The sequence below is a fragment of the Virgisporangium ochraceum genome, assembly GCF_016863655.1.
In the GTDB taxonomy this organism is placed as follows: domain Bacteria; phylum Actinomycetota; class Actinomycetes; order Mycobacteriales; family Micromonosporaceae; genus Virgisporangium; species Virgisporangium ochraceum.
In genome coordinates this window covers 1-24,936 of record NZ_BOPH01000059.1, presented here as the reverse complement: position 1 = coordinate 24,936, position 24,936 = coordinate 1, and the positions used below count along the sequence as shown (strand labels likewise).

Sequence of the window (24,936 nt, the reverse complement as noted above, 5' to 3'; positions counted from 1 at the left end):
TGGGGCTGCACGTTCGTTCCTCGAACAACGATCAAGGCGATCGGCACAGACCTCGTGGGCGGATTTGCGATGACGGACAGTGGCGGCGGGGGCCGGTCCGGGCCGAGATGTCAGCTTTGCCCATTCCACGACTGCGCGCGAACCTGCCACTCGGCCGGCCTGCCGGCCGGTCCGCTGGATGTCAAGGTGCCAGGGAGCCGTGGCCGGTGTACTCCGCGACCGTGCATGCACGCCACCGGTGCCCGGTCTCGCTCCTGGTGTTGCCCCTCGTCCGCCACCGCGGAGTGGTGCGCCGAGCCGATCCGGATCGGCGATCCCGGCATGGCGCTCACCCCGGTCGTCCTGGGACCATGACAGGTCCCGGTGACGACCGACTTCGAGCGCGTGCGCCACGGGTGGTTTCCGACGATGCCCGCGGCCGCATCACCACCTGCGGCGGCATCGACCTGCTCGACACGTGGATCCGCCGTGCCGTCACCGTCTCGGAGGCCGACGAGCTGTTCGCGTAGCCGCGTAGGGGTCCCGGGCCGCCGATGGGCCCGGGACCGACGCGCGGTCAGGAGACGCGGTCAGGAGACGCGGTGGACCCAGCCGTGCGGGTCGTCTACCCGGCCGCGCTGGATGTCGACCAGCTGCTGGCGCAGCTTCATCGTGGTGACGCCGCTCCCGCCGTCACCCATGACGATCTCGCCCTCGACGGAGCGCACGCGGCCGATCGGGGTGACCACGGCGGCGGTTCCGCACGCGAACGCCTCGCGGAGCCGGCCGCTGGCCGCGTCGTCGCGCCACTGGGCCAGGCTGTACTGCTCCTCGCGCACCTCGAGCCCGTTGTCGCGCGCCAGCATGAGCAGCGACTCGCGGGTGATGCCCGGCAGGATCGTGCCGGTGAGCGGCGGCGTGGTGATGCTGCCGTCGTCGAACACGAAGAAGACGTTCATGCCGCCGAGCTCGTCGATGTACTTGCGCTCGACGGCGTCTAGGTAGATGACCTGGTCGCAGCCGTGTTCGATGGCTTCGGCGTGTGCCGACAGGCTGGCGGCGTAGTTGCCGCCGCACTTCGCGGCGCCGGTGCCGCCGGGCGCGGCACGCGTGTAGACGTCGGAGACCCACACCGTGACGGGCTTGATGCCGCTCGGGAAGTACGGCCCAACCGGCGAAGCGATGAGCACGTACAGGTACTCCAGCGCCGGCCGCACCCCGAGGAACACCTCGTTGGCGAACATGAACGGCCGCAGGTACAGGCTGCCCTCGGCGTCGGTCGGGATCCACTCCCGGTCGGCCTTGATGATCTGGTGCAGCGACCCGATGAACAGCTCCTCGGGCAGGTGCGGCATCGCCATCCGGGTGGCCGACTCGCGGAACCGGCGGGCGTTGGCGTCGGGACGGAACATCGTGACGCTGCCGTCGTCGCAGGAGTAGGCCTTCAGACCCTCGAAAATCTCCTGCGCGTAGTGCAGCACCGCGCTCGCCGGGTCGAGCTGGATCGGGGCCCGCGCCTCGACGCGCGCGTCGTACCAGCCCTTCCCGTCGGCCCAACGGATCGTGACCATGTGGTCGGTGAAGATGCGCCCGAAGCCCGGGTTCGCGATGAGAGCCGCGCGCTCGGCGGCGGCTACCGGGGCAGGATTCGGACGAATCTCGAAGTCGAGGTGGTCACCGCCGTTCATAACGGTCCTCCGGGTAGTTCGGCTGGGTGCCTGAAACTTACCCCGAACGGCCGTTAAGCCGTGAGCCGGTCGCGCGCATGTCAGGCGTTCGACGCCAACCGGTCGCCAACCTCGGCGGTGCGCAGCGTGGCCCCCGGGGTACGGGACGCGAGTTCCGCCGCGACCGCCTCGGTTACCCGGCCGGCCGCCTCGGCGTTGCCGAGGTGCTCCAGCAGCATCGCGCCGCTCAGGACCGCCGCGACCGGGTCGGCCACGCCCTTGCCCGCGATGTCGGGCGCCGAACCGTGCACCGGCTCGAACATCGACGGCTTCTGCCGCGTCGGGTTGATGCAGCCGCTCGCCGCGAGCCCGATGCCACCGGTGACCGCCGCGGCGATGTCGGTGAGGATGTCGCCGAACAGGTTGTCGGTGACCACGACGTCGTACCGCTGCGGGTTGGTGACGAGGAACATCGCCGCCGCGTCGATGTGCTGGTACTCGGTCTCGATGTCGGGGTGCTCGGCGGCGACGGCCTGGAACGCCCGGGCCCAGAGACCGCCGGCGTGCGTCAGCACGTTGGTCTTGTGCACCAGCGTCACCTTGCGGCGCGGCCGGTTCGCCGCCCGGGCGAACGCGTCGCGGATCGCGCGCTCGGCGCCGTGCCGGGTGTTGAGGCTCTCCTCGGTGGCGATCTCGGCCGGGGTGTCGCGGTGCAGCACGCCACCGGCGCCCGCGTACAGACCCTCGGTGCCCTCACGGACCACCACGAGGTCGATCTCGCCCGGCTTGAGACCGGCGAGCGGGCTCGTGGTGCCCGGCCACAGGCGCGACGGGCGCAGGTTCACGTACTGGTCGAACACGAACCGCAGCTTCAGCAGCAGCCCCCGCTCGAGGACACCCGGCGGCACGGTCGGGTCGCCGACGGCGCCGAGCAGGATCGCGTCGTGGCCGGCCAGCTCGTCGAGGACGCTGTCGGGCAGCACCTCGCCGGTGCGGTGGTACCGGGCGGCACCGAGGTCGTACTCGGTGTACTCGAACCCGGGCGCCACGGCGTCGATGACCTTGCGGGCCTCGGTGATGACCTCGGTGCCGATCCCGTCGCCGGCGATCACCGCGATGCGCGACACCCGCCACCTCCTGCTGAACGCTGGTTGACTACGGCCACAGAGCTTACGATGGTTCCCGCTTGTCGGTACGTCACTCCCATTGAATGGGAAGTTTACCCGTCAACAAATCCGGGAACCCGCATTCCATGGCTGTCGTGACCGCAGACGATCTTCGCGTCCTGGCCCAGTCGACCGACCCCGAGGCCGTTCTCGCCCTGGTGGGCGACGAACTCCGGGTGCTGCCCGGCTTCGACGTGGCCGGCGGTCAGGTCGTCCTCACCAAGATTCAACTGGTCGAAGAGCTGGGTGAGGACGTCACCGACGTCGACGCCGAGGTGCTGGCGGCCGGCCTGACCGCGAAGCTGGCCCGCTAGTACCGCTACTCGACGGTCAGGTCCACAGTGGACGCCGCGGTGGCGCCGATCGAGGCCGCCGCGCGGTCGAGCAGCTCCGGCGCGACCGAGCCGTCGACGGTGAGCGTCATCAACGCCTCGCCACCGGCCTCGCGCCGCGCGACCTGCATCGCCGCGATGTTGACGCCCGCGTCGCCAAGGATCGAACCCACGGTGCCGACGACGCCGGGACGGTCGGCGTAGCGGAAGAACAGCAGGTGACCGACGGCGTCGAGCTCCAGCGCGAAGCCGTCGAGCTCAGTGAGCTTCAGGGCCTCGCGCGGGGTCGTCTGGTGCGTGCCCGAGACCGCGACCACGCGGCCGTCGGGAAGGGCGCCGCGGATGGTGACCAGGTTCTGGTGGTCGATCGAGTCGGGACTGGTGGCCAGCGCGACCTCGACCCCGCGGTCGCTGGCGAGCAGCGGCGCGTTGACGTAGGTCACCTGGTCTTCGACCACCGACGTGAAGAGGCCCTTCGTGGCGGCCAGCTTCAGCACCGTGACGTCGTTGTTGACGATCTCGCCGCGCACCTCGACGGTGACCGACGCGGCCACGCCGCCGGCGACCGCGGTGAACACCTGCCCGAGCTTCTCCGCCAGCGGCAGCAGCGGACGCACGTCTTCGGCGACGACGCCGCCGGCCTGCACGTTCACCGCGTCGGGCACGAACTCACCCTGCAGCGCAAGCTTGACACTGCGAGCCACCGCGAGGCCCGCCTTGTCCTGCGCCTCGGCCGTCGACGCGCCCAGGTGCGGGGTGACCACGACGTTGTCGAACGCGAACAGCGGCGACGCGGTGCACGGCTCCTTCGAGTACACGTCGATGCCGGCGCCGGCGACCCGGCCCTCGGCCAGCGCCTCGGCCAGCGCCGCCTCGTCGATGAGCCCGCCGCGGGCCGCGTTGACGATGCGGACGGTCGGCTTGACCTGGTGCAGCTCCTTGGCGCCGATCAGCCCGACGGTCTCCGGGGTCTTCGGCAGGTGGATCGAGATGAAGTCGCTCTCGGCGAGCAGCTCGTCGAGCCCGACCAGGCGGACCCCGAGCGCCGCCGCGCGGGCCGGCTGGATGTACGGGTCGTACGCGATGAGCCGGGTGCCGAACGCGGCCATCCGCTGCGCGAACAGCACACCGATGCGGCCGAGTCCGACGACGCCCACCGTCTTGCCGGCGATCTCGATGCCGGTGTACTTCGACCGCTTCCACTCGCCGTTCTTCAGCGCGGCGCTGGCGCTGGCCGTGTGACGCGCCACCGCGAGCAGCAGCGCGACCGCCTGCTCGGCCGCCGACACGATGTTCGACGTGGGCGCGTTGACCACCATCACGCCGCGCGCGGTGGCGGCGGCCGTCTCGACGTTGTCCAGCCCGACGCCGGCGCGGGCGACCACCTTGAGGCGCGGCGCGGCCGCGATCGCCTCGGCGTCGACCTTGGTGGCGCTGCGCACGATGATGGCGTTCGCCTCGGCCAACGCGGAGAGCAGGGCCGGACGGTCGGTGCCGTCGACATGACGGACATCGAAGTCGTCGGCGAGCACTTCGAGGGCGGCCGGTGCGAGTTCCTCGGCGATCAGCACGACCGGACGGTCAGCAGGAAACGTCATCAGATCCTCAGATTGGCGGTGAGATTGTGCGCGATGAAGGTGCGCGACTCTTCCGCGAATCGTAGGCCGAGGGTGCCGGGGAGGCCGCACCCGAGCCACGTGAGTGCGCTCACAGATTGCCCGAAAAGTTCCTATTTATGACTGATAGCGTCACCCGTTCCACGGACAGCCGGTCTCCCCAGTTGATGCCGTTAGGGATCAAGTGGGAGTCCGTTAGCCGATAGCGCTCATTACAGTCCTCGGTGAACCTCGGTTCGAAGCACCTCGTAGTTCCCGGCGCAACCCCGACACAACCGTGAACCCGGAGGATCAACCACATGAGCGAGTACGACGGCTACGACCAGCCGACCCACGACGAGCCCACCGCCGACTACCCGCCGGCCGACCAGTACGACAGCCTGATCGGCCAGCCCCTCGACGGCGGGTTCGACGCGCCGCACCACGAGCAGTCGGTCGGCGGCTTCACCGCCAACGACGGCTACGGTCCCGACAACGTGAACTACGAGGGCGGCGACCAGCCCGTCGAGTACGGCGACGGCGCCGGCGCGGGCTACGGCGAGGGCGCCGAGGCCCCGGCCTACGCCGGTGCCGAGGGCCAGCACGACCCGGCCTACGCCGGTGGCGACCAGGGCGAGGGCTACACCGGCGGCGACCAGCCCGCCGGCTACGGCGGCGACCAGGGCGAAGGCTACGGCGAGGGCGAGCCCAACTACGCGGCCGACGGCGCCGAGTACGCGCAGCCGACCCAGGGCACGAGCGGCACCAGCGCCCAGTAGTTCCTGCTACACAAAAGGCCGCCCCGCGTCTCGCGGGGCGGCCTTCGTGCATGGAAAGGCCGTCCCGTGTTCACGGGACGGCCTTTCGCTGGCTGTCAGGCGGTGTCGGTGAGCGGGCGGTCGACCCAGCTCATCATGCCGCGCAGCTTGCGACCGGTCTCCTCGATCGGGTGCTGGGCACCCTGCTCGCGGAACTTCTGGAAGTTCGGCCGGCCGTTGTCGTCCTCGGCGACGAGCTCGCGCGCGAACTCGCCCGACTGGATCTCGCCGAGGATGCGCTTCATCTCGGCCTTCACCTGGTCGTTGATCACGCGCGGGCCGCGCGTGTAGTCGCCGTACTCGGCGGTGTCGGAGACCGAGTACCGCATCCGCGCGATGCCGCCCTCGTACATGAGGTCGACGATCAGCTTCAGCTCGTGCAGGCACTCGAAGTACGCCACCTCCGGCGCGTAGCCGGCCTCCGTGAGCACCTCGAAACCGGTCTGCACCAGCGCCGACGCGCCACCGCAGAGCACCGCCTGCTCACCGAACAGGTCGGTCTCGGTCTCCTCCTTGAAGGTCGTCTTGATGACGCCCGCGCGGGTGCCACCGATGCCCTTCGCGTACGACAGCGCCAGCGCCTGCGCGCCACCCGACGCGTCCTGCTCGACCGCGATGAGGCACGGCACGCCCTTGCCGTCGACGTACTGGCGGCGCACCAGGTGGCCGGGGCCCTTCGGCGCCACCATCGCGACGTCCACGTTGGACGGCGGGGTGATGAGCCCGAACCGGATGTTCAGCCCGTGCCCGAAGAACAGCGCCTTGCCGTCGGTGAGGTGGGGCTCGATCGACTCCGTGTAGATGGAGCGCTGCGCGGTGTCCGGCGCGAGAATCATGATGACGTCGGCCTCGGCGGCGGCCTCGGCGGGAGTCACCACCCGCAGGCCCTGCTCCTCGGCCTTCGGCCGGCTCTTGGAGCCCTCCGGCAGGCCGATCCGGACGTCGACACCGGAGTCGCGCAGCGACAACGCGTGCGCGTGCCCCTGGCTGCCGTAGCCGATGACGGCCACCTTGCGACCCTGGATCACCGACAGGTCGGCGTCGTCGTCATAGAAAATTTCGACGGACATCTCTCTCCTTACGAGGCGGCTCGGAGCGCCGGGCCGGCGGTGATCGAACGCGATCCCCGACCGATGGCGACCACGCCGGACTGGACCATTTCCTTGATGCCGAACGGTTCGAGATCGCGCAGCAGCGCGTCCAGTTTCTCGGCCGTGCCCGTCGCCTCGATCGTCAGGGTCTCGGCGGCCACGTCGACCACCCGGGCGCGGAACAGCTGCACGGTCTCCATGACCTGCGACCGGGTGGCGCGGTCGGCGCGCACCTTCACCAGCAGCAGTTCGCGTTGAACCGCGGCGGCCTGGTCGAGCTCCACGATCTTCAGGACGTTGACCAGCTTGTTGAGCTGCTTGGTGACCTGTTCCAGTGGGCTCGCCTCGGCGTTGACCACGATCGTGATGCGGGAGATCTCGGGGTGCTCGGTCTCACCGACGGCGAGCGAGTCGATGTTGAACCCGCGCCGCGAGAACAGCCCGGAGACGCGCGCGAGCACGCCCGGCTTGTTCTCCACGAGCACTGACAACGTGTGCTTACTCATGTCCGTCCCTTAAACGTCGTCGTCGTCGAAGATCGGCCGCACACCGCGGGCGAACATGATCTCGTCATTGCTGGTGCCGGCCGCGACCATCGGCCACACCATCGCGTCCTTGCCGACCACGAAGTCGATCACGACCGGCTGGTCGTTGATCCGCATCGCGGCCTCGATCGTGGCGTCGACGTCGGCGGCGGTCTCGCATCGCAGGCCCACGCAGCCCAGCGCCTCGGCCAGCTTCACGAAGTCGGGGATGCGGTGCTTGTGGGTGCCCAGGTCGGTGTTCGAGTAGCGCTGGTCGTAGAACAGCGTCTGCCACTGCCGCACCATGCCCAGGTTGCCGTTGTTGATGATCGCGATCTTGACCGGGATGCCCTCCAGCGCGCAGGTGGCCAGCTCCTGGTTGGTCATCTGGAAGCAGCCGTCGCCGTCGATCGCCCACACCACCGCGTCGGGTCGGCCGTGCTTGGCGCCCATCGCCGCCGGCACGGCGTAGCCCATCGTGCCGGCGCCGCCGGAGTTGAGCCACGTGCCCGGCTTCTCGTAGGAGATGAACTGGGCCGCCCACATCTGGTGCTGGCCGACGCCCGCGCAGTAGATCGCGTCGGGACCGGCGATCTCGCCGATCCGCTTGATCACGTACTGCGGCGCCAGCGTGCCGTCCGGCGGCTCCTCGTACCCGAGCGGGTACCGCTCGCGCAGGTCCTTGAGCGTGGACCACCAGCCCTCCACGTCGGCCTTGCGGCCGGCCTGGTGCTCGGCGGTGACGGCCGCGATCAGTTCCTCGATCACGTGCCGGGCGTCACCCACGATCGGCACGTCGGCGTGCCGGTTCTTGCCGATCTCGGCCGGGTCGATGTCGGCGTGCACCACCGTGGCGTTGGGGGCGAACGTCGACAGCTTGCCGGTCACCCGGTCGTCGAACCGCGCGCCGAGCGCGATCAGCAGATCGGACTTCTGCAGCGCGTACACCGCCGAGACCGTGCCGTGCATGCCGGGCATGCCGAGGTGCTGCTCGTGCGAGTCGGGGAACGAGCCGCGGGCCATCAGCGTGGTGACCACCGGGAGACCGGTGAGCTCGGCCAGCGTGCGCAACTGCGAAGAGGCACCGGCCTTGAGCACCCCGCCGCCGACGTACAGCACCGGCCGCTTCGACGAGGTGATCAGTCGCGCCGCCTCGCGGATCTGCTTGCCGTGCGGGTGCAGCGTCGGGTGGTAGCCGGGGAGCTCCAGCTGCGGCGGCCAGCTGAACTTCGTCTGCGCCTGCTGCACGTCCTTCGGGATGTCGACGAGCACCGGGCCGGGCCGGCCGGTCGCCGCCAGGTGGAACGCCTCGGCCAGGACGCGCGGCAGCTCCTCCGGGGTCTTCACCAGGTAGTTGTGCTTGGTGATCGGCAGCGTGATGCCCTGGATGTCGGCCTCCTGGAAGGCGTCGGTACCGATGTACGGCACCGACACCTGCCCGGTGATCGCGACGATCGGCACCGAGTCCATGTAGGCGTCGGCGATCGCGGTGACCAGGTTGGTCGCACCCGGGCCGGACGTCGCCATGCACACGCCCACCTTGCCGGTGGCCTGGGCGTACCCGGTGGCGGCGTGACCCGCGCCCTGCTCGTGGCGGACGAGGATGTGCCGGACCTTGCGCGAGTCGAACAGCGGGTCGTACGCCGGAAGGATCGTTCCGCCCGGGATGCCGAAGACGGTGTCGACCCCGAGGGCCTCGAGCGAACGGACGAGCGCCTGCGCGCCGGTCATCGGTACATCGGTGACCCGCTCGGTGGCACCTTGCGGCTGGCCACCCCCCGCGTGCGCCGCGCCGCCGGAATGCGCCTGGGCGGAGTGCGGGCGGTGGGCGAGGAGTTCGGGCGTCGGTTTGCTCATCGCGGTTCGCACCAATCGGAAGTCTCGTGCATGGCTGTCTTCGGGCATTAAAAAACCCCTCATGCTCAGGGCACGGGGGTTAGCGCGTCGGCGACGGTCGCAGACGCGCTAGACGAGAAGTACTCGACTCATCATGGGCGCGCGAAGACCGATGGACAGCATGTGTCAACCATGCCGGATCTCATGCCCTGAGTCAACCTCTCCCACATGTCGGAACAACGCCTCGACGCGCTCGGCCGGCATCCCACCCCCGAACAGCAGGCCCTGCGCGTACCGGCAACCGTACCCGACGAGCAGGTCACGCTGTCCGGGCGTCGACACGCCCTCGGCGACCACGTCGAGCCCGAGCCGCTGCCCGATGGTGACCACCACGTCGACGATCGGCGCTGGGCCGGATGCGCCCGCCTCCGCGGGAGCGTCGAGCGGGGTCTCCGGGGCGCAGTCGTTCTCCAGCAGCTCCCGGTCGATCTTCAGCGCGTCGACCGGGAGCGTGCGGAGCAGCTTCAGCGACGAGTACTCCGACCCGAAGTCGTCGAGCGCGACCCGCACCCCGAGGGCCCGCAGCTCCGCGAGCCGGTGCACGAGCTGGCCCACGTCGTGGGCGGCGGCGTGCTCGGTGATCTCGATCGTCAGCCTGCCGGCCGGCACCCGGTGCACCCGCAGCACCTCGCGGATCAGCTCGGCGTACTCGGGCGTGTGCAGCTCACGCACCGACGCGTTGACCGACATCCACAGGTCGTGGCCGTCGGCGACCCAGCGGGAGAGCTGACGGGCCGCCTCGTGCACCACGAACCGGCCCACCCCGTGGATGAGCCCGACCTCCTCGGCCAGCGGGATGAACTCGGCCGGCGGCACCGTGCCCAGCCGGGGGTGGTGCCAGCGCAGCAGGGCCTCGACGCCGACCACCGCGCCGGTAGCGACCTCGACCACCGGCTGGTACACGAGCATCAGCTCGCCCCGGTCGACCGCGCCGCGCAGCTCGTGCTCCAGCTCGGTGTGGCGGCGCACCAGGTCGTCGTAGGCGACGTCGTAGGCCTCGACCCGGTTCTTGCCCGACTGCTTGGCGAACCGCAGCGCCAGGTCGGCGTTGCGCAGCAGCGAGTCGATGCTGTCGGCCTCCAGGCAGCCGGCGAGCCCGATGCTCGCGGTGACGAACACTGTGCCGGAGGCGAGCTCGTACGGCTGGGTGAGCACGTCGAGGATCCGGCCGGCCATCCGCTTCGCCTCGGTGGGCTTCGCCCACATCAGCACCGCGAACTCGTCACCGCCGAGCCGGGCCGGGCAGTCGCCGGGACGCACGTTCGACCGCAGCCGGCGGGCCACCTCGACCAGCACCGCGTCGCCGACGTCGTGCCCGCGGATGTCGTTGATGTTCTTGAACCCGTCGAGGTCGATCGACAGCAGGACGCAGGCCGGCCCGCCCGGAACCTCCTCCTGCAGGATCCGCAGCAGCTCGCGCCGGTTGGCGAGCTCGGTGAGCGCGTCGGTGTGCGCGATCGCCCGGAAGTGCGCCTCGCTGTCGGCCAGGCGCTCGGCGATCCGGCGGATCGCCCGCCGTGCCAACAGTTGTTGGACGGTGAGCAGCGTGCCGACCGCGATCGCGAGCACGACGCTCAGCGGGTCGAGCACGAAGTCGCCGGTGACGACCGCCCGGGCGGCGGTGGTGAACATCGCCAGTACCACCGCCGCCAGCGACAGCCAGCTCGTGGTGGTCTCGCGGGCCGGCGTGACCGGACGGTTCGGCGCCACCGCGCCCGGCGCCACCGCGAACGAGCCGGCGACGACCGCGGCCGCGCCGCCCAGGAGCACCCAGGTCGCGGTGCGGCCCGTGCTGGCGGCCAGGAGCCCGACGAGCCCGAGGCAGATCAGCCCCACGCCGACGCTCGTCGCGATCGCCCGCCGGTGCGGCCGGGGCCGGTGCACCACCGAGATCAGCGCGATGCAGGCCACCGCGCCCGCCAGGACGACCGGCACCGCCACCACGGCGCAGTCGACGAGCAGCCGCGTCGGCACCTCGCCGCCCAGCACGCGTTCGTGCCAGTGCGCCAGGAAGCCCGTCCAGGCGAAGTAGAGGAGGCCGATCATCAGCAACGTGCCGTCGAGCGCCCGGGCCAGCCGGTTCTCGGGCGCCACGATCCCGGGCAGCCGCAGCAGGCCGACACCCATCAGCGTCACAGCGACACCGATGCCGGCGCCCGTGACGAGGAACGTGACGCAGTGGATCGGCTCGTCGACGAACGCCCGTCCCCCGGTGGCCAGCAGCACCACGGCGGCGCCGAGCAGAACAGCGGCGACCGTGGTGACACCCGCCGTGAGGAGCGCGAAGGCCGGCCGTACCCCGGCGGGCCGGTTCCGGGACGCGCGGAAGAGTGCGGCGGCCGCGACGACCGTCGGAATCAGACAGATCGCCAGTACCGTGCCGTACAGGCCGGAATGGCCCAGACCCCCAGTGAGAGGCACGGGTCACACTCTGCCCGATCGCATCCCGCAATGGGAGACCGACTTTCGGCCGGTATGATGCCGCCGCATCGGAGGGTGCACACTGGCACCATGCCTGAACTGCGGTCGAAGACCTCCACCCATGGCCGGAACATGGCCGGCGCCCGGGCCCTGTGGCGCGCCACCGGCATGACCGACAGCGACTTCGGCAAGCCGATCGTCGCCATCGCCAACAGCTTCACGCAGTTCGTACCCGGGCACGTGCACCTCCGGAACCTCGGCATGATCGTCGCCGACTCCGTCGCTGAGGCCGGCGGGGTCGCGAAGGAGTTCAACACCATCGCCGTCGACGACGGCATCGCGATGGGGCACGGCGGCATGCTCTACTCGCTGCCCAGCCGGGAACTGATCGCCGACGCCGTCGAGTACATGGTCAACGCGCACTGCGCCGACGCGCTGGTGTGCATCTCGAACTGCGACAAGATCACGCCGGGCATGCTGATGGCCGCGCTGCGGCTGAACATCCCCACCGTGTTCGTCTCCGGCGGCCCGATGGAGGCCGGCAAGACGACCGCGATCGAGGGCATCGTGCACTCGAAGATCGACCTCATCGACGCGATGATCGCCTCGGCGAACGACTCGGTGAACGACGACCAGCTCGGCGCGATCGAGCGCTCGGCCTGCCCGACCTGCGGCTCGTGCTCGGGCATGTTCACCGCCAACTCGATGAACTGCCTCACCGAGGCCATCGGGCTGGCCCTGCCGGGCAACGGGTCGACGCTCGCCACCAGCGCCGCGCGCGAGCAGCTGTTCGAGCGGGCCGGCACGCTGGTGGTCGACCTGGCGAAGCGGTACTACGAGGGCGACGACGAGAGCGTGCTCCCCCGCAACATCGCCACCCGGTCGGCGTTCGAGAACGCCGTGGCCCTCGACGTGGCGATGGGCGGCTCGACCAACACGGTGCTGCACCTGCTCGCCGCGGCCCGCGAAGCCGAGCTGGAGTTCCACGTCAGCGACATCGACGAGATCTCGCGGCGGGTACCGTGCCTGTCGAAGGTCGCGCCGAACACGCCGAAGTACCACATGGAGGACGTGCACCGGGCCGGCGGCATCCCCGCCATCCTCGGCGAGCTCGACCGCGGCGGGCTGCTCAAGCGCGACGTGCACTCCGTCCACGCGCCGAACCTCGACGAATGGCTCCAGGCCTGGGACATCCGCAGCGGGAAGACCTCGCCGGAGGCGGAGGAACTGTTCCACGCGGCGCCCGGCGGGGTGCGCACGACCGAGCCGTTCTCGTCCACCGCACGCTGGTCCACCCTCGACCGCGACGCTGCCGACGGCTGCATCCGCGACGTCGCCCACGCCTACTCCGCCGACGGCGGCCTGGCGATTCTCTTCGGCAACCTCGCGCCCGACGGCTGCGTCGTGAAGACGGCCGGGGTGCCGGCCGAGAACCTCACGTTCCGCGGCCCGGCCCGGGTGTTCGAGTCGCAGGACACCTGCGTCGACGCGATCCTGCGCGGCGACGTGGTGGCCGGCGACGTCGTGGTCGTGCGCTACGAGGGTCCCAAGGGCGGGCCCGGCATGCAGGAGATGCTCTACCCGACGTCGTTCCTGAAGGGACGCGGCCTGGGGCGGGCCTGCGCGCTCATCACCGACGGGCGGTTCTCCGGCGGCACGTCGGGCCTGTCGATCGGCCACATCTCGCCGGAGGCGGCGGGGCACGGGCTGATCGCGCTGGTCGAAGACGGCGACGAGATCGCGATCGACATCCCGGCCCGCAGCATCGAACTGCTGGTGGGCACCGACGTGCTCGACGCCCGCAAGGTCGCCCAGGAGAAGCGTGACCGCCCGTACACGCCGCTCGACCGGCAGCGCCCCGTCTCGGCCGCCCTGCGCGCCTACGCCTCGATGACCACGAGCGCGTCGGACGGCGCGTACCGCCGCGTGCCCGAATAGCAACGGTCCGGCTGGCCGGCGGCGCCGGCCAGCCGGGCGGTGGTCAGAACGTGCGGTCCTGGGTGGACCCCGGAACCCGCGGCGTCTCCCGCCAGCCGGAGACCACGTCGCGGCCCTGGGCCGGTGGGCGCCGGAAGTCGGTGTCGGTGCGGGTCTCCTTGAGGAGCTTGCGGGCCACGGACACGATCCTGCCGATGTTCACGTGCGGTCCTCTCCGTCGGCGGTGTCCTCTCGAGTATGCTCGCCGACCGCCTCCCCCACGCGCCCCTCCGGATGCCGTTCCGCCGCGGCCACCCGCTCGTCGAGGCTGTCTACCGGCGATCCGACGAGGTCCAGCTGGGGGACGGCGATCCGCTCGGCCTCCTCGTGGAGGCGGTCAGTCTCATCGGTCATGCATCCTCGACTACCCGGGGTCATGGCAGGCCATGCGCGCCGGGCTAGAATCGGGACTTCGTCCGCGACTGGCGCAGCTTGAGGTGGAACCGACCACCGGGGAGCAACCATCGTCGGTGCATCGCGCGCCTGGGTGCCCGATCGTGAAGGGGACGCCCCATGCATGTTCCTCCGTTGACGAACCTCACCGCCGCCGATCCGAAGATCGCCGAGCTCATCCAGCAGGAAGCCGAGCGCCAGCACGACAAGCTGCGCATGATCGCCTCCGAGAACTACGTGTCACCGGCTGTGCTCGAGGCCACCGGCTCCGTGCTGACCAACAAGTACTCCGAGGGCTACGCCCGGAAGCGGTACTACGAGGGCCAGCAGCTCATCGACCCGATCGAGGAACTCACGATCGACCGGGCGAAGTCGCTGTTCGGCGTCGAGCACGCCAACGTGCAGCCGTACTCGGGCTCGCCGGCCAACCTGGCCGTCTACATGGCGTTCGCCAGGCCCGGCGACACGATCCTCGGCCTCGGCCTGCCGATGGGCGGTCACCTCACGCACGGGTGGAAGGTGTCGGCCACGGGTGCGTGGTTCAACGCCGTCCACTACTCGGTGCGCAAGGAAGACGGCCTGATCGACTTCGACGAGGTCCGTGACCTGGCCCGCGAGCACCGACCGAAGATCATTTTCTGTGGCGGCACCGCGATCCCGCGCACCATCGACTTCCCGCGCTTCGCCGAGATCGCCAAGGAGGTCGGGTCGGTCCTCGTGGCCGACATCGCGCACATCGCCGGCCTGGTCGCCGGCGGCGCACACCCGTCACCGGTCGGCTACGCCGACGTGATCACGACGACCACCCACAAGACGCTGCGCGGCCCGCGCGGCGCGATGATCCTCAGCACCGGGGAGCACGCCAAGGCGATCGACAAGGCGGTCTTCCCCGGCCTGCAGGGCGGCCCGCACAACCACACCACCGCCGCGATCGCGGTGGCGCTGCGGGAGGCGGCAGAGCCGTCGTTCCGCGACTACGCCGCGCAGATCGTGAAGAACTCCCGCGCGCTGGCGGCCGCCCTGGTCGACAAGGGCTTCGACCTGGTCACCGGCGGCAGCGACAACCACCTGCTGCTGATCGACCTGACCAGCAAGGGCATCGGCGGCAAGCCGGCCGCGCAGGCCCTCGACCGGGCCGGCATCGAGCTCAACTTCAACACCGTGCCGTACGACACCCGCAAGCCGTTCGACCCGTCCGGCCTGCGGCTGGGTACGGCCGGCATCACCACCCGCGGCCTCACCGAGGAGCACATGCCGCAGGTGGCGGCCTGGTTCTCCGACTCGGTCGACGCCCTGGTCAAGGACGACGAGCCGGCCCAGTCCCGGATCGCCGGCGAGGTCAGCGACCTGCTGGCGAACTTCCCGATGCCGGGCTGGTCCCGCGTCTGACCCCGCGCCGCCCGCGCCCGCGCCGCGCCCCTGACCGCGCCGATCTTGCAGTTGTGGCCGCCACTATAGGCGTCATATCCGGATTTTTCGGGGGCCACAACTGCAAGATCGGCGCAGGAGAAGGCGGCGGGCGGTGCGGGAGGTGCGGGTGCTGGGTCAGGGCTCGGGCTGCGTGTACAGGTCGGTCAGGGACAGGAGGACGTCGACGGCGATCTCGTTGGCGTCCGCGGCCAGGAAGGCCCCCACTTCCTCCACGAAGCGGTCGGCGGCCAGCACCTGCACGCCCTCCACGGGCGGGAGGTCGACGCGGACGGTGTCGGTGAGCCGTCCGCTGGCCGGGTGCACCACGAGGAACGCCCGGCAGGTGGCGCCGACCGGCCCGAGCCGCAGCTGCCACCGTCGCACGTCGTCGACGGTGCCGTCGACCTCGTCGGTGCCGGGCGAGTACGGGCGGCCGTTGCGCACCACCTGGTTCTTCTCGACCCCGTACTCGCCACGCGGCCAGACCGTCGTCGCCACCAGGGCGGCGCGCCGGCCGGCCACGACGAGGTGCGAGCTCTGCCCGGACGGCAGCGCGAAGAACAGCGCGGCGGGCACCTGCTCCAGCGCCGGGAGCTGCGGCTCCGGGTCACCCCGGTTGACGCCGAACCAGCGCCGTCCACCGAGCCCCTTCTCGACCGCCGCGCGGGCGGTGCGGCGCCCGTCGGCCCAGATCGCGGCGAAGCCGGCCAGCACCAGCGGCACGGCGAACGCGAGGCATCCCGCGACCAGGCGGGCCGCGCCCGCGAGGTCGCCGGCCGATTCGGGCACCCAGTCACGCGCGACGAACGCCCAGCACGCCACCGCAGCGAGGACCACCGGCGCCGCCGGCAGCGGCAGGCCCCGCAGCACGAGGGCCAGCGCGCCCAGGCCGAGCAGACCGGCGAGGGCGCTCCACGCGGGGTCGAGCCGCACGGCGCCGTAGCCCACGACGAGGACCCACAGCGCGGTCGCCACCCCGGACACCACGAGCGGCAGCACGGGACCGGGCCGCAGCACCACCCGGGGCGGCCCGACCGAGGCGAGCCACGACGGCGGGGTACGCGCCGGGACCCAGGCGCCGGTGTCGTAGCCGTGCGCCGCTGAACGGCCTGTCACGGTGAGAGAGTCAACCACCAGCGGGCGCCCGGGGGCACCCGTCCGACCGGGTGGGATGATGGACGGATGCAGGCCCCGGTCAAGTTCCGGTACAACGCCGCGATCACCGTGGCCGCCGTCGTCGCGGTGATCGGCGGGTTACCGCTCGCCACCAGCGCGTGGTTCGTCGCGCCGATCCTGCTCGTCCCGCTGGCGATCGCCGTCTGGGGCTGGCGGGCCGGCACCGACGCCACGGTCAACGGGGTGCGGGTGCGGGCGCTGTTCGGGTCGCGCTTCGTGCCCTGGCCGAAGATCGAGTCGCTGGTGGTGGGCGAACGGAACCGGGTGTTCGCGCACACCGCCGCGGGCTCGGAGATCCGGCTCACCGCTGTGACGCCGGCCGACCTGCCGAAGCTGGTCGCCGCGAGCGGCGAGCAGCTCAGTACTCCCCCGTCACCACGTTGACCAGCGGGGCGCCGGCGGCTTAGCGCCGTAGCTGGTCGCCCACCAGCGCGTACGACCGCCGGTCGAGGCTCGGCACCCAGCCACCCACGTGCGGGGTGATCAGCACGTTCGGCATCGCCCTGAGGGGATGGCCGGCCGGGAGCGGCTCGGGGTCGGTCACGTCGAGCGCGGCGTTGATCCGCCCGCTCGCGCACTCCGCCACCAGGTCGTCGGTGACCACGATGGGACGCGTGCCGCGTTCACCAGCAGCGCGCCGTCGGGCAACGCGGCCAGGAACGCGGCGTCGACGAGGCCGCGGGTGGCACCGGTGAGCGGCATCAGCTGGACGACCCGCACCGCCGGCAGCTTCTCCAACAGCTCGACGGTCGACCCCGGCGGCACGTCGCCGATCAGCCCCGGGCCCTTCTCATGCGCGATCCACGCCTTCACGCGAGGACACTATCGATCCCAGTCGTCGATGACCCGCTCGCCGAAGATCTGCCCGTTGGTGTCGGGCTCGCGGTACCGGGCGGTGGCGAGCACCGCGCCGGTGGCGTCGACCGCGGTGAGGGTCACGTCGCCGGACGGCACCGAAAGCGTGAGGACGCCGACGCCGTCGGTGAGGCGCACCGTCCTTCCGCCGTACCGCAGTTCCATCGCCGCCGGTGGGGCCACCACCAGGATGCGGTCGCCGAGGGTCGGCAGGTCCCGGTTCGCCGGCAGCCGCACCGCCACCAGGTCGGCCGACGCCGCTGTCGCGGTACCGAACGTCGCCGGGATCACCAGCGTGGAGCCGCTGTCACCCGTCGGCTCACCCGTGTACGGCTCGCGCCCGGCGTAGTACACGCCCGCCACCGGCCAGACCGGCCGCACGTCCTGGTCGAGGCCGGGTCCGGCGAAGTCCGGCGGCGGGCCGGTCAGCGCGGTGACCAGGGTCCGCCCGTCCCGGCCCGGTCCGGCGACCACCACCGTCGACCGGCCCTCCCCGGACGGGCCGGCCCACAGCACCGACGGCGTGGTGCCGCCGAGGTGGCGGGTCGAGTTGCGCCACGCGTCCAGCGCGGCGCCGACCAGCACGGGTTCGGCGCTTCCGCGGGCCGGCCTGACCGGCTCGGGCTCCACCTTGTCGGGAGACCAGGCGAGGGTGGGCGTGCCCTCGTACCGGACCTGGCCGTCACACGTGACCCGCCACCAGGTGCTGCGGCTCCGTTCACCCTCCTCGATCAGGTGGTCACCGTGGAGCGTCCAGGAGCGCCGCGTGGTGCCGTCGTCGGCGAGCACGACCTCGTCGGAGCTCTCGACGGTGCAGCCGGCCGGTGCGAGCACCACCGTCGCCACGTTCTCGACGACGGTCTGGCTCTGGTGCACCCCGCCGGAGTAGTGGAAGAACGGCGTCAACCCGCCGGCCATGCCGCCCAGGCTCCCGGGTCCGTCCGGCCCGTCGCGGCGGGGCGCCAGAGGCGTGCGGCTCAGCAGGATCGACGCGTACCCGTCGTTGTACCGGGCCGCGACCGCGACCCGGGCACCGGCGACGTCGGCCAGCACGAGCAGCTTGGTCCGGTCCTGGGCCGGGTCGACGGCGCCTTCGAACTCGGTCGACATCGCCTCGGTGAACTCCTCGACGGCGGCCCGGTCGCCCGCGAGGTTGCCCCGGGTCGGTCCCTCGATGAGGCGGCGGGTCCACTCGGTCATCCGGGCCTTCACGTGGTGCGCCTGCACGTCGACGTCGGGCGCCGGTGAGGGCCCCCCGGTCGGCGCGAGGGCCAGGGCGCCGCCACCGGCCGCCAGCGCGGTCGCGGTCGCCGCCGCCGCGAAGCCGCGCCGCCACCGGCGCCGGCTGCGCCGGGCGAGCAGCCGGCCCCACGGGTCGGGTCCGGGTACGACCGGCTCGGCGATCCGCGCGAACGCGGTCCGGACCTCGTCCTCGATGGTGTCGTTCACCGGTTCCCCCTTGCGTGCGTTTCCGCCGGAGCCGCGCCGAGCACGGTTCGGAGCCTGGCCAGGCCGCGCGACGCCTGCGCCTTGACGGTGCCGGTCGAGCAGCCGAGCAGGTCGGCGGTCTCGGCCTCGGACAGGTCCTCCCAGTACCGGAGCACCAGCACCGCCCGCATGCGCGGCGGCAGCCCCGCCAGCGCGGCCAGTACGACCGTGCGCTCCGCGGCGCCGCCGGCGTCGTCGGGCACGACGCTGTCGGGCGGGTCGGCCTGTGGCAGCTCCCGTCTCAGCCGCCGCCACCACGACACCCGCTGGTTGACCATGACGCGGCGCAGGTACGTCGTCGGTTCGGCGATCCGGTCCCAGCGCGGCATGGCCTTGAGCAGGCAGGCCTGCACGAGGTCCTCGGCGGCGTGGTGCGACCCGGTCAGCAGGTAGGCGGTCCGCAGCAGGTCGCGGTAGCGCAACGCCACGAAATCGGCGAACTCGGGATCTTGCTCTGGCTTGGTCACCGGCTGTCCTCCCCTTCGCTAGGGAGCACGCCCGGCGGGCCGGTGAGGTTGAGTCAGTTCTTCAGGAGGTCCCGGTACTCGGGGTGCTTCTCGATGTACGACTTCACGAACGGGCAGCTCGCCACGATGCGGCCGCCCTTGGCCCGCACGTCGGTGAGTGCACCTTTCACCAGCGTTCCGCCGAGGCCCCGGCCGCCGTACTCGGCGCCGATCTCGGTGTGGGTGAAGGTCAGATGATCGGGGTGACGCACGTAGGCCGCGAACCCGGCCACGACACCGTCGACGGTGATCTCGTAGCGCGAGCGTTCCGGGTTGTCGGCCACCTCAGACATGCGACGAGCCTGCCACGGCCGTCCTTGATCACCTAATGCAAACGACTGCAACTCATTGACCGATTCAAATGTCAACGTTAACAATCTGGGGAAAGCGCTTTCCCATCGCCTGGGACGGCGTTCCCACCCCATCGGAGGATGCTCATGTCAAGGCTCCACCGTGTGGTGACGGCCGCGCTCACCGTCACCGCGACCGTTGCCGCCGCGACGGTCGCGAGCGTGGTCACCACCAACCTCACCTCGGCGCCGGCCTCGGCCGCCACGCCGAGCACCAGCACGAACTACGTGTTCGTGAACCGCCACAGCGGCAAGGCCATGGACCTGTACGAGTGGGCCACCGCTGACAACGCCCCGGTCAACCAGTTCACCCGCAACGACCTCGCCGTGCAGCAGTGGCGGTTCGTCGACGTCGGCAGTGGCTACTACCAGGTCCGCTCCGTACACAGCGGCAAGGTCCTGACGGTTCCCGACGCCAACAACGGCAGCTTCCTGGTGCAGAGCACGGCCGTCAGCGGCAACACCCGCCAGCACTTCCGGCTGGCCGACTCCGACAGCGGCTACGTCCGGTTCATCAGCCGGCACTCCAACAAGGCGTTGGACGTGTGGGAGTGGTCGACCGCCGACGGCGGCCGCATCGCCCAGTACGACGACCTCAACGGCTGGAACCAGCAGTGGCAGCTCGCCACCGTCGGCAGCAACCCCGGTAACCCGGGCACCCCGCAGACCGGTCTCGCCGGCTGGGCCACCCAGAACGGCGGCACCACCGGTGGCGGCAGCGCCGCCACGACGACCGTCACCAGCGCCTCCGCGCTGACCACCGCACTCGCCTCCACCAGCGCGTCGGTGATCCGGGTCTCCGGCACGATCTCCTGCTCGGGCATGCTGCGCGTGCGCTCGAACAAGACGATCCTCGGCAACTCGGGTGCGACGATCTCCGGCTGCGGCTTCAACATCAACGGCGACCGCAACGTCATCATCCGCAACCTGACCTTCCGCGGCTGGGACGACGACGCGATCAACGTCCAGGAGTCGGCCACCAACATCTGGATCGACCACAACAGCTTCACCGGCGGCTACGACGGTGCCGTGGACATCAAGCGCGGCTCCGACTTCGTCACGGTCAGCTGGAACCGGGTGTTCGGCCACGACAAGTCGATGCTGCTCGGCCACAGCGACGACAACGGCAGCCAGGACCGCGGCCACCTGCGGGTGACCTACCACCACAACTGGTTCGACGGCTCCAACCAGCGCCACCCGCGGGTCCGCTTCGGCAACCCGGTGCACGTCTACAACAACCTGTACAGCAACGTGGGCGGCTACGGCGTGGCCTCCACCGAGGGTGCCGGCGTCCTCGTCGAGGGCAACTACTTCGAGAACACCGACGACCCGTACCACCTCGGTGAGGGCGACTCCGGCCCGGGCACGCTCGTCGCGCGGAACAACTGCTTCGTCAACTCCGGCTCCGGCCAGGCCGGCGGCAGCGTCGCGAGCATCCCGTACTCCTACACGCTCGACACGGCCTGCAACGTGAAGTCCATCGTCTCCGGCGGCGCCGGGGCCGGGCGGATCAGCGTCTGAGGCAAATCACGGTTCGACGGCGATCCTGGCCGCTTCCGCGCGGTGAGCAGCGGAGGCGGCCAGGATCCGGAGTCGGGCCGGTTACCCTAGGGCGGGTGAGGGCTCCCCGACTCCGGTCCCGCCGGTCAGCCGCGGTCGCCGCGATCGCGGCCACCGTCGTCGCGGCCGGGTGCGCGTTCGGCGACCCGCCGCCCGACGAGGCCGGCACGCCGCCGAACCTGCCGACGCCGAGCGCGGCGTCGAGCGGGCCGGAAGAGGCCGAACTGAACGTCGCGACCACCGTGATCGCGAAGAACCTCGCGGTGCCGTGGGCGATCGCGTTCCTGCCCGACGGCGGAGCCCTGGTCACCGAGCGCGACACGCGCCGCATCATCAAGCTCGGCCCCGAGCAGAACGCCGACGGGCTGGTCGCCACCCCGGTGCAGACCGTCGAGGAGGCGTACTCCGGTGGCGAGGGCGGGCTCATGGGCATCGCCGTCTCGCCCACGTACGAGGTCGACAAGACCGTCTTCGTCTACTACACGACCCGCGACGACAACCGCATCGCGAAGATGGTGCTGGGCCAGCCGCCGACGCCGATCCTCACCGGCATCCCGGTGTCGGGCATCCACAACGGCGGCCAGATCCGCTTCGGGCCCGACAACTTCCTGTACGCGGGCACCGGAGACGCGTCCAACAGCGGGCTGTCGCAGGACCCGAACAGTCTCGGCGGGAAGATCCTGCGGATGACCGTCGACGGCCAGCCGGCGCCGGGCAACCCGTTCAACAACCTCGTGTACAGCTTCGGCCACCGCAACGTGCAGGGCTTCGCGTGGGCGAAGAACGGCCGCATGTTCGCCACCGAGTTCGGCCAGAACAGCTGGGACGAGGTCAACGCGATCGAGCCCGGGAAGAACTACGGCTGGCCCACCGTCGAGGGCATCGGCCAGAACCCGTCGTTCGTCGACCCGATCGTGCAGTGGGCGACCGACGAGGCGTCCTGCTCCGGCGCGGCGATGCTCGACAACATCTACATCACCGCCTGCCTGCGCGGCGAACGCGTGTACCTCGTGCAGACCACCGCCACCGGTAGCGCGCTCGGGCAACCGAAGTCGATAATGACGAAGGCCTACGGGCGGCTGCGGGCGGCCGTCGTCGCACCCGACGGGTCCATCTGGATCAGCACGTCCAACAAAGACGGCCGTGGGGCGCCGAAGCCCGACGACGACCGCATCATCCGCGTCATCATCGCCAACGCCGGCGAGGCAGGTAAGGGTTGAGCCTTCGGGCATTTCTCGAGCGGGCGCGCTCCACGCGCCCCGTGCTGCGTCTGCGTAGGCGCAGCTGGCGGCCGGCGTTCGTGCGCCGGCCGCGCGTGCGTCGCACCGCCTCCGCGCTCGGCGTCATCGCCGTCTCGGTGGTCGGTGTCGTCATCGGCGTGCTGCTGGCCGGCAGCACCACCGACGACGTCGGCCCGTTCGAGGCGAGGTACTCGGTGATCCCGTCGCTGACCGGCGGCACCGAGGTGGCGATCCCGCCGCTCGGCTCGCTGCACCTGGCCAGCCACTACGGCCCGGCGCACCTCCAGGTCACCCTGCAGGCGCTCGACCAGGAGCGCACGCAGGCGATCGTCACCGACCCCAACGCGCTCGAACGGGCCAGCGACGGCGCCGTCGACGACGTCTCGCGCGGGGTGCGGCGGCTGATCTGGCAGGTGGCCGGCGCGTCGGTGCTGGGCGCCATGCTGCTGGGCGCGCTCATCTACCGCTCGGCCCGCCGGGTCGCCGGATGCGGCGCGATCGCGCTGGTGATGGTGCTCGGCACGGGCATGAGCGCGGCGGGCACGTTCCGCGCCCAGTCGATCCAGGAGCCGCGGTTCGAGGGGCTGCTCGTCAACGCGCCGGCCGTGGTCGGTGACGCTCGGGCGATCGCCGACCGGTACGAGGAGTACCGCGACCAGCTGCAGCGGCTCGTCGCCAACGTCGGCCGCATCTACGGCACGGTGTCGAACCTGCCCGTCTACGAGCCCGACACCACCACGACCCGCGTGCTGCACGTCTCCGACCTGCACCTGAACCCGGCCGCCTGGTCGATCATCGGCACCGTGGTCGAGCAGTTCGACATCGACATGGTCGTCGACACCGGCGACATCAACGACTGGGGCAGCGAACCCGAAGGGTCCTATGTGGACGCGATCGCCGCGCTGCGGGTCCCCTACGTCTTCATCCGCGGCAACCACGACTCGGCCTCGACGGCGGCCGCGGTGGCACGGCAGCCGAACGCGACGGTGCTCGACAACACCGTGACCGAGATCGACGGCCTGGTGATCGCCGGCATCTCCGACCCCCGCTTCACCCCCGACAAGACCGCCGACGGCGCCGCCTCGGTCGAGGGGTCCGGCGAGTCGCTGGCCGCCACCGTGCGGGTGGCCGGACGCCCGGTGAACCTGGCGATGGTGCACGACCCGATCGCCGCCGAGCCGCTGGCCGGCGTGGTGCCGCTCGTGCTCGCCGGGCACCGGCACAAGCGCGAGATCACCCGCCTCGACCAGGAGGACGGCCGCATCCCGCCGGAGGGCCGCACGCTCCTCATGGTGCAGGGCTCCACCGGCGGCGCCGGCCTGCGGGGGCTGGAGAAGGAGGAGCCGACCCCGCTGGAGATGTCGGTGCTGTACTTCGACGACACCGACAAGTCGCTGCAGGCCTACGACGACATCACCGTCGGCGGCACCGGCCAGTCGGAGGTGACGCTGCAGCGGAACCTGGTGCGCCCCGACGACAAGGCGCCGGTGGTGCGAAGCCCGTCGCCGTCGGTCTCGGGTTCGACGTCCGGGTCCGGCTCCGGCTCCCCGTTCGGGGCGGGGTCACCCAGCCCTTCGTGACGGGTTCGGGGCGGTGGCAACCGCCAACGACCGGGCACGGAGGAACATCATCCGTGTGCCGTGAGGTGCATCTGTGCCCGGTCGTTCGGTCGGCGCGAAGCGCACGGCCGCCCGTGACCCCCGCGGAACACTGGCTGGGTCGGGTTCGTTGCGACGCTTCCCGTATCCGGATGCGCTCACGCGCGTCACATAAAGCCTTTCGCCACCGCCGACCCGCAGCGGACAGACGGCCGCGATACCCGGCTGCGTGACGCGCGAATCGGCCACTACGCTGGGCGGCGTGACGAGTACGACGGTCGAAGGCGTGGTCGCGGGGTTCGAGCCGGTCATCGGGCTCGAGACGCACGTGGAGCTGGGCACGAACACCAAGATGTTCTGCGGCTGCCCCACGGAGTTCGGGGCCGAGCCCAACACCCAGGTGTGCCCGGTGTGCCTGGGCCTGCCCGGCAGCCTGCCGGTGGCCAACAGGGCCGCCATCGAGGCGACCATCCGCATCGGGCTCGCGCTCAACTGCTCGATCGCCACGTGGTGCCGGTTCGCGCGGAAGAACTACTTCTACCCCGACATGCCGAAGAACTTCCAGATCAGCCAGTACGACGAGCCCCTGTGCGTCGACGGGTACCTCGACGTCGACGTCGACGGGGAGGTGGTGCGGATCGGTATCGAGCGGGTACACCTCGAAGAGGACACCGGCAAGACGCTGCACCTCGGCGGCGCCACCGGCCGCATCCACGGCGCCACCGAGTCCCTTGTGGACTACAACCGGGCCGGCATCCCGCTCGTCGAGATCGTCACCAAGCCCGTTCCCGGCACCGGAGCCAAGGCGCCGATCGTCGCCCGCGCGTACGTCACCGCGCTGCGCGACCTGCTCCGGAGCCTCGACGTGTCCGACGTGCGCATGGAGCAGGGCT

Annotated in this window: 22 protein-coding genes, 1 pseudogene and 1 riboswitch; of the genes and pseudogenes, 9 read left to right on the top strand and 14 right to left on the bottom strand. The window is 71.1% G+C overall.

The window, feature by feature from the left end; all coding sequences use genetic code 11:
• Positions 1-569 precede the first annotated feature (569 nt).
• Together Voc01_RS21060 and Voc01_RS21055 are read right to left on the bottom strand one after the other, a co-directional pair.
• Entirely contained in the window at positions 570-1,667 is a 1,098-nt protein-coding gene (locus Voc01_RS21060; protein ID WP_203929203.1) for a branched-chain amino acid aminotransferase, read from the bottom strand.
• Between the two features lie 80 nt (positions 1,668-1,747).
• The gene (locus Voc01_RS21055) at positions 1,748-2,773 is read right to left on the bottom strand and encodes a 3-isopropylmalate dehydrogenase (protein WP_203929202.1); all 1,026 of its coding nucleotides are present in this window, start codon (positions 2,771-2,773) and stop codon (positions 1,748-1,750) included.
• Between the two features lie 134 nt (positions 2,774-2,907).
• On the opposite strand from Voc01_RS21055, the gene Voc01_RS21050 reads away from it, so the two are divergent.
• Positions 2,908-3,126: a hypothetical protein gene (locus Voc01_RS21050; RefSeq protein WP_203929201.1), complete on the top strand. Its 219-nt coding sequence runs from the start codon at positions 2,908-2,910 to the stop codon at positions 3,124-3,126.
• A 5-nt stretch (positions 3,127-3,131) separates the two neighbouring features.
• Here Voc01_RS21050 and serA read toward each other — a convergent pair whose 3' ends face one another.
• Positions 3,132-4,742: a phosphoglycerate dehydrogenase gene (serA, locus tag Voc01_RS21045; protein ID WP_203929200.1), complete on the bottom strand. Its 1,611-nt coding sequence runs from the start codon at positions 4,740-4,742 to the stop codon at positions 3,132-3,134.
• 317 nt (positions 4,743-5,059) lie between these two features.
• Here serA and Voc01_RS21040 point away from each other — a divergent pair, with 317 nt between their 5' ends.
• Positions 5,060-5,518 carry a hypothetical protein gene (locus Voc01_RS21040; protein WP_203929199.1) on the top strand — a complete coding sequence of 153 codons (459 nt, stop codon included), beginning with the start codon at positions 5,060-5,062 and terminating at the stop codon, positions 5,516-5,518.
• A 95-nt stretch (positions 5,519-5,613) separates the two neighbouring features.
• On the opposite strand, the gene ilvC is transcribed toward Voc01_RS21040, so the two are convergent.
• The 4 genes from ilvC to Voc01_RS21020 all read right to left on the bottom strand — a co-directional run bounded on the left by ilvC (position 5,614) and on the right by Voc01_RS21020 (position 11,489).
• On the bottom strand, positions 5,614-6,627 hold the full coding sequence (gene ilvC, locus Voc01_RS21035; RefSeq protein ID WP_203929198.1) for a ketol-acid reductoisomerase: 1,014 nt from the start codon (positions 6,625-6,627) through the stop codon (positions 5,614-5,616).
• 8 nt (positions 6,628-6,635) lie between these two features.
• Positions 6,636-7,154, bottom strand: a complete 519-nt coding sequence (gene ilvN, locus Voc01_RS21030; protein ID WP_203929197.1) for an acetolactate synthase small subunit — start codon at positions 7,152-7,154, stop codon at positions 6,636-6,638.
• Between the two features lie 9 nt (positions 7,155-7,163).
• Entirely contained in the window at positions 7,164-9,029 is a 1,866-nt protein-coding gene (locus Voc01_RS21025; protein WP_203929196.1) for an acetolactate synthase large subunit, read from the bottom strand.
• A 165-nt stretch (positions 9,030-9,194) separates the two neighbouring features.
• Positions 9,195-11,489, bottom strand: a complete 2,295-nt coding sequence (locus tag Voc01_RS21020; protein WP_203929195.1) for a putative bifunctional diguanylate cyclase/phosphodiesterase — start codon at positions 11,487-11,489, stop codon at positions 9,195-9,197.
• Positions 11,490-11,579: 90 nt separating this feature from the next.
• On the opposite strand from Voc01_RS21020, the gene ilvD reads away from it, so the two are divergent.
• Positions 11,580-13,427 carry a dihydroxy-acid dehydratase gene (ilvD, locus tag Voc01_RS21015; protein ID WP_203929194.1) on the top strand — a complete coding sequence of 616 codons (1,848 nt, stop codon included), beginning with the start codon at positions 11,580-11,582 and terminating at the stop codon, positions 13,425-13,427.
• A 43-nt stretch (positions 13,428-13,470) separates the two neighbouring features.
• Here ilvD and Voc01_RS21010 read toward each other — a convergent pair whose 3' ends face one another.
• A complete protein-coding gene (locus Voc01_RS21010; RefSeq protein WP_203929193.1) occupies positions 13,471-13,629 on the bottom strand; it encodes a hypothetical protein in 159 nt (52 codons plus the stop codon).
• Positions 13,626-13,820 (bottom strand): hypothetical protein, encoded by a 195-nt coding sequence (locus Voc01_RS21005; RefSeq protein ID WP_203929192.1) that lies wholly within the window; start codon positions 13,818-13,820, stop codon positions 13,626-13,628. The genes Voc01_RS21010 and Voc01_RS21005 overlap by 4 nt, the downstream gene beginning before the upstream one ends.
• A 54-nt stretch (positions 13,821-13,874) precedes the next feature.
• A riboswitch (ZMP/ZTP riboswitch) is annotated at positions 13,875-13,962 on the top strand.
• A gap of 17 nt (positions 13,963-13,979) precedes the next feature.
• Between Voc01_RS21005 and glyA the strand changes: the two genes are divergently transcribed.
• A complete protein-coding gene (gene glyA, locus Voc01_RS21000) occupies positions 13,980-15,248 on the top strand; it encodes a serine hydroxymethyltransferase (protein WP_203929191.1) in 1,269 nt (422 codons plus the stop codon).
• 156 nt (positions 15,249-15,404) lie between these two features.
• On the opposite strand, the gene Voc01_RS20995 is transcribed toward glyA, so the two are convergent.
• Positions 15,405-16,385: a hypothetical protein gene (locus tag Voc01_RS20995; RefSeq protein ID WP_203929190.1), complete on the bottom strand. Its 981-nt coding sequence runs from the start codon at positions 16,383-16,385 to the stop codon at positions 15,405-15,407.
• 66 nt (positions 16,386-16,451) lie between these two features.
• Here Voc01_RS20995 and Voc01_RS20990 point away from each other — a divergent pair, with 66 nt between their 5' ends.
• Positions 16,452-16,829 carry a PH domain-containing protein gene (locus tag Voc01_RS20990; protein ID WP_203929189.1) on the top strand — a complete coding sequence of 126 codons (378 nt, stop codon included), beginning with the start codon at positions 16,452-16,454 and terminating at the stop codon, positions 16,827-16,829.
• Positions 16,830-16,848: 19 nt separating this feature from the next.
• On the opposite strand, the pseudogene Voc01_RS20985 reads toward Voc01_RS20990, so the two are convergent.
• The 4 genes and pseudogenes from Voc01_RS20985 to Voc01_RS20970 form a co-directional block, all read right to left on the bottom strand.
• A pseudogene (locus Voc01_RS20985) lies at positions 16,849-17,198 on the bottom strand (NAD(P)-dependent oxidoreductase); the annotation flags it as partial.
• A 69-nt stretch (positions 17,199-17,267) separates the two neighbouring features.
• Positions 17,268-18,749, bottom strand: coding sequence for a hypothetical protein (locus Voc01_RS20980; protein WP_203929188.1), 1,482 nt, complete (start codon positions 18,747-18,749; stop codon positions 17,268-17,270).
• Positions 18,746-19,255, bottom strand: coding sequence for a SigE family RNA polymerase sigma factor (locus Voc01_RS20975; RefSeq protein ID WP_203929187.1), 510 nt, complete (start codon positions 19,253-19,255; stop codon positions 18,746-18,748). The genes Voc01_RS20980 and Voc01_RS20975 overlap by 4 nt, the downstream gene beginning before the upstream one ends.
• A 53-nt stretch (positions 19,256-19,308) precedes the next feature.
• Entirely contained in the window at positions 19,309-19,719 is a 411-nt protein-coding gene (locus tag Voc01_RS20970; protein ID WP_373873843.1) for a GNAT family N-acetyltransferase, read from the bottom strand.
• A 12-nt stretch (positions 19,720-19,731) separates the two neighbouring features.
• Here Voc01_RS20970 and Voc01_RS20965 point away from each other — a divergent pair, with 12 nt between their 5' ends.
• From Voc01_RS20965 to Voc01_RS20950, 4 genes are all read left to right on the top strand, one after another.
• Positions 19,732-21,165: a pectate lyase family protein gene (locus Voc01_RS20965; RefSeq protein ID WP_239160361.1), complete on the top strand. Its 1,434-nt coding sequence runs from the start codon at positions 19,732-19,734 to the stop codon at positions 21,163-21,165.
• A gap of 5 nt (positions 21,166-21,170) precedes the next feature.
• The gene (locus Voc01_RS20960; protein WP_373873844.1) at positions 21,171-22,424 is read left to right on the top strand and encodes a PQQ-dependent sugar dehydrogenase; all 1,254 of its coding nucleotides are present in this window, start codon (positions 21,171-21,173) and stop codon (positions 22,422-22,424) included.
• 41 nt (positions 22,425-22,465) lie between these two features.
• On the top strand, positions 22,466-24,025 hold the full coding sequence (locus Voc01_RS20955; protein WP_239160359.1) for a metallophosphoesterase family protein: 1,560 nt from the start codon (positions 22,466-22,468) through the stop codon (positions 24,023-24,025).
• Between the two features lie 280 nt (positions 24,026-24,305).
• The coding region (locus tag Voc01_RS20950; RefSeq protein WP_507772763.1) for an Asp-tRNA(Asn)/Glu-tRNA(Gln) amidotransferase subunit GatB at positions 24,306-24,936 on the top strand (631 nt) is incomplete at its 3' end.